The 10,682-nt window shown below is 66.1% G+C and carries 7 protein-coding genes; 5 read left to right on the forward strand and 2 right to left on the reverse strand.

Annotated elements, in window-relative coordinates; genetic code table 11:
* Positions 1 to 402, forward strand: a 402-nt coding sequence (locus IH80_RS0137020; protein WP_030966268.1) for a transposase, incomplete at its 5' end; no start/stop codon positions are given.
* A 138-nt stretch (positions 403 to 540) separates the two neighbouring features.
* Here IH80_RS0137020 and IH80_RS47030 read toward each other — a convergent pair.
* Positions 541 to 672, reverse strand: coding sequence for a hypothetical protein (locus tag IH80_RS47030; protein WP_267883542.1), 132 nt, complete (start codon positions 670 to 672; stop codon positions 541 to 543).
* Here IH80_RS47030 and IH80_RS0137025 point away from each other — a divergent pair.
* The 4 genes from IH80_RS0137025 to IH80_RS45155 all read left to right on the forward strand — a co-directional run bounded on the left by IH80_RS0137025 (position 662) and on the right by IH80_RS45155 (position 10,159).
* The gene (locus tag IH80_RS0137025; RefSeq protein ID WP_158943833.1) at positions 662 to 2,131 is read left to right on the forward strand and encodes a LamG domain-containing protein; all 1,470 of its coding nucleotides are present in this window, start codon (positions 662 to 664) and stop codon (positions 2,129 to 2,131) included. The genes IH80_RS47030 and IH80_RS0137025 overlap by 11 nt on opposite strands.
* 83 nt (positions 2,132 to 2,214) lie before the next feature.
* Positions 2,215 to 8,673 carry an RHS repeat domain-containing protein gene (locus tag IH80_RS47035; RefSeq protein ID WP_078906949.1) on the forward strand — a complete coding sequence of 2,153 codons (6,459 nt, stop codon included), beginning with the start codon at positions 2,215 to 2,217 and terminating at the stop codon, positions 8,671 to 8,673.
* Between the two features lie 20 nt (positions 8,674 to 8,693).
* The gene (locus tag IH80_RS45150) at positions 8,694 to 9,203 is read left to right on the forward strand and encodes a hypothetical protein (RefSeq protein ID WP_158943835.1); all 510 of its coding nucleotides are present in this window, start codon (positions 8,694 to 8,696) and stop codon (positions 9,201 to 9,203) included.
* 446 nt (positions 9,204 to 9,649) lie between these two features.
* Entirely contained in the window at positions 9,650 to 10,159 is a 510-nt protein-coding gene (locus tag IH80_RS45155) for a hypothetical protein (protein ID WP_158943837.1), read from the forward strand.
* A 277-nt stretch (positions 10,160 to 10,436) separates the two neighbouring features.
* Here IH80_RS45155 and IH80_RS43225 read toward each other — a convergent pair.
* A partial coding sequence (locus IH80_RS43225) for a transposase family protein (RefSeq protein WP_234432516.1) occupies positions 10,437 to 10,682 on the reverse strand: 246 nt, incomplete at its 5' end.

Here is a 10,682-nt window from a genome sequence, read left to right on the forward strand (position 1 = left end):
CTGTTCTGCAGTCCCGCCCAGCCGGCAAGCTGTGCCGACATCACCCACGCCCGGCAGTTAGGCCTGGTCAAGCACCTGATTAGCGGCCCGGCCGTGGAGATCCTTGCCGACGCCGGCTACCAAGGCTTGGGCGCTCAGACCGGCGGCCGCGTGGTGACACCACCGCACCGCAAGTTCAAGAAGAACCCGCCGGAGTGGTACGAGGAGATCTACGAACGCCAACGCAAGGCGCACTCCTCACGCCGGATCCGGGTCGAGCACGGCATCGCACACCTCAAGAACTGCCGGGCACTCGCTCGCCACCTCGGCCGACGCGAGCAGATGAGTGACACGATCCAAGCCATCGCCGGACTGCTCTCACACCAGCAGACCGCCACCCGCGGGGCCCGTCAGCCACAGTGACCACCGCGCCGACCTGCACCTTTCGACGTGCCGCCACCAACCATGCACGAGCTCGTAAGGGCTGTCCCGCAAGTGATCTCAGGCCGCGCTTGAGGTCTGCCGTAGCCACACAACCTGGGCCTCGCCCTCGCAAGCGGACTACAGGAGGTCCGGGCCGGCCACGTACAAGCTGTCAACGGACACCACGTGGACCGAGATCGCCGGCTCGAACCCGACCGTCTCGATCACTCCGCCCCTGTCGGGGACGATGAAGTTGAGCGTGAAGGCCAAGGACTCCGTGGGCCGCTGGGGCGCGACGAAGATGGTCGACTTCGTGGTCAAGGAGGGCCCGGACCCGATCGGTTACTGGACCTTCGACGAAGCGTCCGGCCAGGCCATCGACACCTCGACCACCGATCCGGCGCTCAGGAACAACCTGTATCTCGCCGCCGGGGCCCAGCGTCCCGCGACCGGCCGTAGGGGCTGGGTGCAGACGCCCAATCCGCACGAGGACCGCGCGCTGCAGCTGACGAACGGCCAGTACGCCAACAGTGCCAAGCCCGCGTTCGACACCCGTGCCTCCTTCACCGTGGCCGGCTGGGTCCGCCTGGACCGCACAGACGGCACCTTCTCGATGCTGGGCCAGAGCGGCAAGAACTTCAGCGGTGTCGCCATCACCGCCGCCGCCGGCGAACCGTGGTCGATGAAGATGGCCACGGACGACACGGCGGGCGGCAACGGCGCCATCAGACGGCTGAGCGGTCGGAACCCGGCACAGGCCGGGGTGTGGACCCATGTCGCGGCCACGTACAGCGAGTCCACCGACCTCGCAAAGCTGTACGTCAACGGGCAGCTCCAGGGCCAGATGACCGTCACCAACCCCATCGCGTCCACCGGGGTCATGGCAGTCGGCGCCGCCAAACAGTCTGCAGCGTGGTCGGAACAGCTACCGGGCCGGATCGACGAGGTCAAGGCCTGGCAGGACGAGAAGAGCGCCGAGGAGGTTAAGCAGGACTCCTCGCTCGTCGACCCGGCGACCGGCAAGCCTCGCGTCGACCTGGCCGCTTCCTGGAACCTAACCACAGCCGGCCCCGCCTACACCGACACGTCCGGCAACGGCCGGGCCCTGACCGCGACCGCCGGTACGCCCGTCACGAACGGCGCCCTGGTCCTGAACGGCTCCACCCAGGCGGCCACCGCCGCAGGGCCGGTCGTCGACGACACGGGCTCCTTCACGGTGACGGCCGAGGCGAAGCTCGACAACGCCCGCCTGATCGACAAGCCGAACGGCTACAAAGCCCAGGTCATGGGCCAGCGCACGGCAACCGGATCGTCCTGGGGGCTGTGGTTCGAGAAGACCGGCACCCGGACAGAGCCGTCCGAGATCGATCCCACCGAGTGGGTGACCCTCGCCGAAGGCACCTGGCACTTCGGTCGGCTCACAGCGGACGGATCCGGAACCTCAGCGGTCAGCGACAGCCCGGCCGCGCTCAACACCGGCGTTCAGTTGACCGGCGTACACAACGCCCAGGACGGCACCATCACCCTCTATGTGGGCGCGGTCGGCCAGGCTCAGCCCAAGGCCTACGCGACCACCGTCGGCACTGGCGACCTCGCCGTCGGCAAGGGCTTCACCAACAGCGCCTGGGGCAACTTCCTGCCCGGCGAAATCAAGGGCATGCGCCTTTGGTCCGGCGCGATGAAGGACAACGAGCAGGTATCGGACACCGTCTTCCGCGCCGGTAGCTGACCGTCTCACACCGTTCACCGTTTGGCCGTGGCCCCCCCTGGGCGGCCACGGCCCTCCGGCACACCCCTTCCTAGGAGAGATGCGTGTCCAAACGTCCACCCGGCGCAAGATTCCGCCGACGGCCGCCGCTGATAGCCGTCCTCGCTCTGGCCCTCGTGGCACCGACTGCTTTGGCACCGAACGCTGCCGCTGCCGACCTCCCAGGCGCTCCCAAGATTGCAAAGCACAAGGACGCCAAAGTCCGGACCGTCAACGCCCAGGGCGCGAAAGCCGCACGCGACCTCGTTGCCAGGAATCAGAAGGACAACAAGAAGCAGGCCGACCGCGCCCGCGATCAGGCCAAGGCCGCCTGGCCGAGAGCCGTCACGCTCACTGGCAACGAGTCCGTAGGCCTGGTCGGTGTCCGGGCCACGAGCAGGCCCAGGAGCCTGCTCGTGTCTGCGGGGGCACCGGGCGGCCTTCTTGCGGCCCCGGCCGTCACGGGCGGGAAGAGCACGGTCAGGGTGCTGGATCAGAAGGCTGCGCAACGAGCCGGCATCACCGGTGTGCTGTTCACCGCAGCGGGGTCCGCGGCCGGTCCGGCGCAGGTCACTGTCGACTACAGCTCCTTCGCCTCTGCCGTGGGCGGCGGCTGGTCGACCCGTCTCGGCCTGGTCAGCCTGCCCTCTTGCGCGCTGACCACTCCCGACCGGGCCGAGTGCCGTGAGATCACTCCCCTGCCCACAGCCAACAGCGTCAAGAGCCAGACGCTGACGGCCGACGTCAGCGCCCTGCCCGGTGCCGGGCAGCGGAATACACCGGCGGTCTTCGCAGTGATGGCCGCCGGCACCACCTCACCGCAGGGCGCGGGCGATTTCGCCGCGACACCGCTCTCCGCTTCCTCCAGCTGGCAGTCCGGATCCTCTTCCGGGGGCTTCACCTGGTCCTACCCGGTCGCGGTCCCGCCTGCCGCGGCAGGCCCCTCGCCGTCGCTGTCCCTGTCCTACAGCTCCGGCAGTATCGACGGGCGTACGGCCAGCTCCAACAACCAGGGCTCACAGGTCGGTGAGGGCTTTGACCTGACCTCGTCGTACATAGAGCGGAAGTACGGCTCGTGCGATGACGACGGTCAGAAGGACAAGCGTGACCTGTGTTGGAAGTACGACAACGCCGTCCTGGTCCTCAATGGCAAGTCCGCCGAACTCGTCAAGGACGACACCAGCGGAACATGGAGGCTGAAGGACGACGACGCCTCCCAGGTGACGCGCAGCACGGGCGCGGACAACGGTGACGCCGACGGCGAGTACTGGAAGGTGACCACCGGCAACGGCACGACCTACACCTTCGGCCTGAACAAGCTGCCCGGAGCCGACACCCAGCGCACCAACTCCGCCTGGACCGTCCCGGTCTTCGGCGACGACCCCGGCGAGCCCGGCTACGGCAGAGGCTCCAGCTTCGCCAACCGCCATGAACAGCAGGCCTGGCGCTGGAATCTGGACCTTGTCCAGGACGTCCACGGCAACGCCGCCAGCTACTGGTACGCGGCAGAGACGAACAACTACGCAAAGGGCGGAGACAAGAGCAAGCTCCTGCCCTACACGCGTGGCGGCAGCCTCTCCGAAATCCGCTACGGCCAGCGCGCCGACAGCCTCTTCACCGCGAATCCTTCCCACAAGGTCACCTTCGGATACGAGGAGCGGTGCTTCGCAGCGAACTGCACCAACCTCACCAAGGACACCGCGGACAACTGGCCCGACGTCCCCTTCGACTCCATCTGCGCCACCGGTGCAACCGACTGCAAGGCGACAGGTCCTGCCTTCTTCACCCGCAAGCGCATGACGGTCATCAAGACCTTTGCCTGGTCCAAGGCCCTCGAGCCTGACGACTATGCGCCCGTCGACGTCTTCGACCTCACGCAGGAGTACCTCGACCCCGGCGACCTGGGCGACACCAGCGACCAGAGCCTGGTCCTGAAGTCCGTCAAGCGCACCGGCCGCCACGGATCCACCGCTGACCTTCCGCCGGTCGACTTCACGTATCACATGCGCCAAAACCGGGTCGACGCCGACGGTGACAATGTGCTGCCGCTCAACCGGCCGCGCATCAACACCATCACGTCCGAGACCGGCGCGATCACCACGGTGACCTTCTCCGATCCGCAGTGCGTGCGGGGCTCCAGGATGCCGACGGCCGAGGACGACAACTCCCTGTCCTGCTTCCCGGTCTACTGGCCCATCAACGGCGGCGACCCCAAGCTCGACTGGTTCCACAAGTACAACGTCAGCGCGGTCACCATCGCCGACCCCGCCGGCCAGAACGACCTCGTAGAGCACTCCTACACGTACGAGAATCCGGGCTGGCACCACAACGACGACCCGCTGACCCCTGAGAAGGAACGCACCTGGTCGCAGTGGCGCGGCTACGGAAGAATCACCGCCCACACCGGAGCTCTCGGCAAGACCCGCTCCAAAACCGTCAAGGTCTACATGCAGGGCATGCACGGCGACAAGCGCAAGAACACCACCGCCACACGCAACACCGTCGTCACCGCCGTGCAGGTCCCCGGGCTGGCCTTCGCCGACATCAATGACGATGACCAGTACGCAGGATCCCTGCGCCAGGAGATCGGCTACGACGGGAGCACCCCGCTGACCGCCACGCTGAACGACCCCTGGAGCAGGGAGACCGCGAAACAGTCCACACCCGACGGCAACACGAAAGCCCACTACGTCCGCCCAGCGACCAGTAACAGTCATACCTTCCTCACCGCCGCCGGCACCTGGCGCACCACCCGCACCTCCAACACCTACGACGACTACGGCATGACCACGCGCACCGCCTCGGACGGCGACACCGCCAAGACCGGTGACGAGACCTGCACCCGAACCTGGTACGCCCGCAATGCCGCCAAGGGCCTCACCAGTACCGTCTCCCGTACCCGGACCGTCGCAGCCGACTGCTCGGTCACCGACGACCGACTCAACCTGCCCGCCACTTCCACCACCCGCGGGGATGTCCTGACCGACACCGCTGTGGTGTTCGACAGCCCCGACGCCACCGGCTGGACCCCGCAGCAGACCCCGACCCTGGGCCTTGCAACCTGGACCGGACGGGCCCAGTCCTACCCGCAAGCGTCGGGAACTGCCGACCGCAACCCGGCTGGCAGCGCCGGATGGCAGACCGTCGCCAAGACCACCTACGACACCACCACCGCCAGACTCGGCCGCCCTCTCACCGTCACCGACGCCGCCGGGAACACCACCACCACCAGCTACACGCCCGCCGCGGCCGGCCCCCTGGAAGCCATCGTCCGCACCGCCCCGAAGCTCTCCGCCAATGGGCAGCAGCACAGGACCTACACCTACACCGACCTGCGCGGATCCGTCGTGCGCAGCATCGACGCCAACATGGGCTCCACCTACAACACCTACGACGGGCTCGGCCGGCTCACCGCCACCTGGCTCCCCAACCGCGGCCAGTCCCAGTCCCCGAACGCCAAGTACGCCTACCTGGTCGCCCGCGGCAAACAGCCGTGGACGTCGGTCGGTACTCTGGCCGCCGACGGTAGCTACAAGACGGTCTACACCATCGCCGACGCGCTGCTGCGCCCGCTGCAGACGCAGTCGCCGTCGCCGAACGGCGGCCGGATCCTGACCGACACCCGCTACGACTCCCGGGGCCTCGCCCACGAGACGTACGCCGACGTCTGGGACAAGGACAAGGCCCCCGAGGGCGTCTACGCCCGCGCCGAGTACGGCAGCACTCCCGCCCAGACGCAGACCGGCTTCGACGGTCTCGGCCGCCCCACCACTTCGTCCTTCCTGGTCTACGGGGTACAGAAGCAGCAGACGACCACCACCTACACGGGCGACTCGGTCGCCACGACGGGACTTCAGGGCGGCACCGCGACCCGTACCATCACCGACGCCCTCGGGCGGACCACCCAGACCCGCACCTACAGCGGAACGACTCCGAACGATCCCGCCTACGGCGCTACCGCACCCGGCACCCCGTACACCAGCGTGAGCCACACCTACACGGTGGACGGCAAGCCGGCGACCGTCACTGGCCCCGACGGCGCGAGGTGGAGCTACGACTACGACCTCTTCGGCCGGACCGTCACCGCCAGTGACCCCGACAAGGGCACAGGTACCACCGCCTACACGGCCCTGGACCAGATCGCGACCACGACGGACGCCCGCGGCACAGTCCTCGAGTACGGCTACGACGAACTCGGCCGCAAGACCGGCCTGTGGAAGTCCCCCAAGTCCGACGCCAACAAGCTCGCGGCATGGACCTACGACACCGTGCGCAAGGGCTCCCCGGCGGCATCCATCCGCTACGAAGGCGGACTGAGCGGCAGGGCATACACCAAGTCCGTCACCGCGTACGACACCTTGGGCAGGGCCACCACCACTCGCCTCACCCTCCCCGCGGACGAGCCGCTGGTTCAGTCCGGCGCGGTGGGTGCCACCTCCGACCACACCGTCAACTACCGGCTCGACGGCACCCTCAACAGCACCGCCGCCCCGGCTCTCGGTGGCCTGCCCTCAGAAATCCTCCAGGTTCACTACAACGACTTCGGTCTCCCCAAGGCGCTGTCCGGCACCACCGGCTACGTCGACAACGTGGCTTACTCCCCGCTGGGCGAGGTCGAACAGCTCACCCTGACACGCTCCTCCGCGGCCGGCGTCCGCAAGACCTTCATCGGCAGCACCTACGAGGACGGCACCCGCCGCCTGCTGCGGTCCACGGTCAACGACCAGACCCACACCGGCATCCTCCAGGACCTGACCTACTCCTACGACCAGGCCGGGAACGTCCTGTCGGTCTTCGACGCGGCCCCGCAGAGCGCCTTCACCAAGGCCGACAACCAGTGCTTCTCCTACGACGACCAACGCCGCCTGACCGAGGCATGGACCCCGAGATCCGCCGACTGCGCAGCTGCCGGCCGCACTGTCGCGAATCTGGACGGCGCAGCACCGTACTGGACGAGCTACACCTACACCGCCTCCGGCCAGCGAGCCACGGAAAGGACCAACGCCGCCACCCCGACGACCCGCAAGTACTGCTACGACCAGGCTCGCCCCCACGCCCTCACCGCCACCACGACCGGGTCCACCTGCAACGGTGTTGCCCAGCAGTACGCCTACGACGTGTCGGGCAACACCACCAGGCGCGTCGAAGCCCCGGGCAGCACGACCTCCCAGACCTTGGCCTGGACAGCGGAGGGCAATCTCGGCAGGGTAACCGAAGGCACTACGGCCACGGACTACCTCTACGACGCGGAAGGCGACCTGCTGATCCGCCGCGACCCGTCCGGAGAAACGATCCTCTACACGCAAACCACGGAAGTCCACGTCAAGGGCACCAAGAGGTGGGCCACCCGCGCCTACAGCATCACCGGCACCAAGATCGCCGCACTCACGAACGAATCCGGCACCCCCAAGCTGTCGTTCGTCGCCGGTGATGCCCACGGCACCACATCACTGACCGTGTCCGCGGACGACACCCAGTCCGTGGCCAAGCGGTACACCACCCCGTTCGGAGCCGCCCGCGGCCCGGCCGCCACAGCATGGCCGGACGACAAGCGGTTCCTGGGCAAACCCGAGGACACCGGCACGGGCCTGACCCACATCGGGGTACGCGAATACGACCCCGCCCTCGGCCAGTTCCTCAGCGTGGACCCGATCCTCGCCCCTAACGCCGCCCAGTCCCTCAACGGCTACTCCTACGCGAGCAACAACCCCGTCACCAGCGCCGACCCCTCGGGCATGTGCGCCGAGATCGACTGCCCCACCCGCCCCACCCCCGACCACGAAAACACCACCCCCGGCCACACCCCGGCACCCCCGAAACCCTCCACATCAGGATCCCTCAAGCCCAAGCCCCCCACCTACCCCACCTCCGGCTGCCTCCTGGGCAAATACAGGTGCGGACCATCCGTGGGAGGACCGCTGCCGCCGGTCGTGCCGCCGTGGGTGGCACCCCCCGCACCGGCACCGACGCCCCCGCCCCCGCCCTCCGTCTGCCAGGCCGACGACATGCGAGTCGACTGCATGGCCGACATCGACATGGGCGACATCGTCACCGACCCCTTCCACTGGATGAACTCGATCAACGGAGCGAACATCGCAGCCCTCGCCTACGCAAAAACCAACTCCGACAGCTGCACCAAACGAGCCGCCCAATACCTGTGCTTCGGCAGCACCCCAGCAGCCGAGGACAGGTCAATGACCATCGGCGACGTCCACTTCTATCCACTCTCGAAGGACAGATTCAAGGACCTCCTGGAGCGTGAAATGTCAGCCCGGGCAATAATCTCCGGCTTGCACGGGGCGGCGGAGGCCGACGAAGAAGGGCCAGAGATCGAGAGGCACGAGGCCATACACTCCCGACAGTGGGCCAGATACCCCAAGGCAGAATTGTTCGTGGCGAAATATCTCGGCTATGAGACACTCCGTTCCCTCTGGAAGACCGGCGACCCCTCGGACGGGAACTCGTTCGAGATGGACGCGAACTTGTACTGGGGCGGCTACGAACGCCATCCGGCGCTGCCATGAATCGATCGAGAGGACCATTGGTGAACGGACGAGCCCTCAGACGCGGGTCGGCCCTGCTCATCGGCACCATCCTGTCTACACAAGCGGTGACAGGCTGCACGCCGGCTCCCCAAGCATTGCTTGCAGCAGAGCGCAACGAGAGCGGAGGCATCAGACTACTCGTAGCGCCCTGCCCAGAATTCAGCATATGGGGAATCTCAGTCATTCTGGACGACGACGCCGCTCCAGACGCCCGGTGGGCACTGATAAGAGAAAAAGGCGCAAGTACACCGTCACAGATCAACCTGCTCAGCCCACCCGACGGATACAAGGTGAACGATTCCACACTGACGGAATTTCAGCCATCGAAGAAATATAGCGCCGCAATTGACGGATCCATCGGATCGAAAGGCCTATCCGGCTACGTGGATTTCTCTCTGGAAAAGATTGACAAGCTGAGCCCCGGCAAGGTCCTCACAGGTCTCCATGGCGATAAAGTAGTGAACCGGAAAGACTTTCTGAAGTCGCCTCCACCCAAGTGCAAGAAATGATTTCTGCGGTTCGGTGAGCCACTGCGCCCCTACGGGCATGCGCCTCGCTCGAGGATGTTCCCAACTTGCGGGCGGGTCGAGAAGCCTGTCGACTCCCGTCCCGTCGGTTCCGTGACCGACGGGACGGGAGTCTTGGCGATACAACATTTGAGATAAGGCACTGGTTGAATCTTTCACGGTGGGGTCTGCTGTCGGAAATGCCTCACGCCGCCAGGTAGCGGCAGCCGCTGCGCCGCCTCGCTGGGTCTTGACGGGAGTGGGGAACTCACGGTTACTGATTCAAGGCTCCTACTTTGGTCATCCGCGCAACTCTGCTTCCCTGAGCTGGACCGGCGTGACGGACAGCATCGATCCAGTCGGGCGTGAGGACCTCCAAATCGTGTTCCGCACCGACCAGGGAGGCTAGGCCATCCGGCGCGGCCGTGAATCGATCGAGAGGACCATTGGTGAACGGACGAGCCCCCAGACGCGGGTCGGCCCTGCTCATCGGCAGCATCCTGTCTGCACAAGCGGTAACAGGCTGCACGCCGGCTCCCCAAGCATTGCTCGCGGCAGAACGCAACGAGAGCGGAGAAATCAGACTACTCGTAGCGCCCTGCCCCGACTTCAAGATCCGGGGAGTCTCGGTCTTCTTGGACGACGCCGCCGCCCCGGAAGCTCACTGGTCACTGATAAGAGATAGCGGCGCAAGTACACCGTCGCAGATCAACTTGTTCAGCCCACCCGACGGGTACAAGGTGAACGTTGCCACGCTGACGAAAATTCAGCCATCGAAGACATACGTAGCCAAAATTCGAGGGTCGATTGGATCGAAGGGGATATCGGGACGCTTACCCTTCTCCCTGGAGAAGATTGATGAGCTGAGCCCCGACAAGGTCCTCGCGGGTCTCCATGGCGATAAAGTGGTGAACCGGAAAGACTTTCTGAAGTCACCTCCATCCAGGTGCAAGAAATGATTTCTTCGGTTCGGTGAGTAAATAACGCCCCTACGGGCACGAGCCCTACTCAAGAAATTTCCAAACCATTCGCTTTGGTGGAGAAGTGTGTGGATTTCCGCCCCGTCGGCCGCATGACCGACGGGGCGGAAGATCCCCACGAGGTAGGCCGCAGAAGCTAAATCTTTCGACGAGTCCAGGGGCGCACTGCCCCTCGTGCCCGCTGATCTGATCAGTATCGCCGCCCGCTCTGGAAGCTCCGCATCTAACGTATTAGCCCGCTGGAAACAGGCCACCCCTAACGAGCGCGTGCATGGTTGGCGGTGAGACGTCGCGGCCTGCTGTCCTGGGGTTCAGCTTGTCGATTTCGGGCTGCGGTCTGCTGGTGCGCGAGCAGGCCAGCGACGGCTTGGACGGTGTCGCTCATGTGCTCCCGGCGCCCGAGGTGACGGGCGAGAGCTCGCCAGTTCTTGAGGTGTGCGATCCCGTGCTCGACGTGGATACGCCGTGAGGAATGGGCTTTGCGCTGCCGCTCGTGGATCTC

The sequence above is a fragment of the Streptomyces sp. NRRL S-378 genome (assembly GCF_000720645.1).
GTDB lineage: Bacteria > Actinomycetota > Actinomycetes > Streptomycetales > Streptomycetaceae > Streptomyces.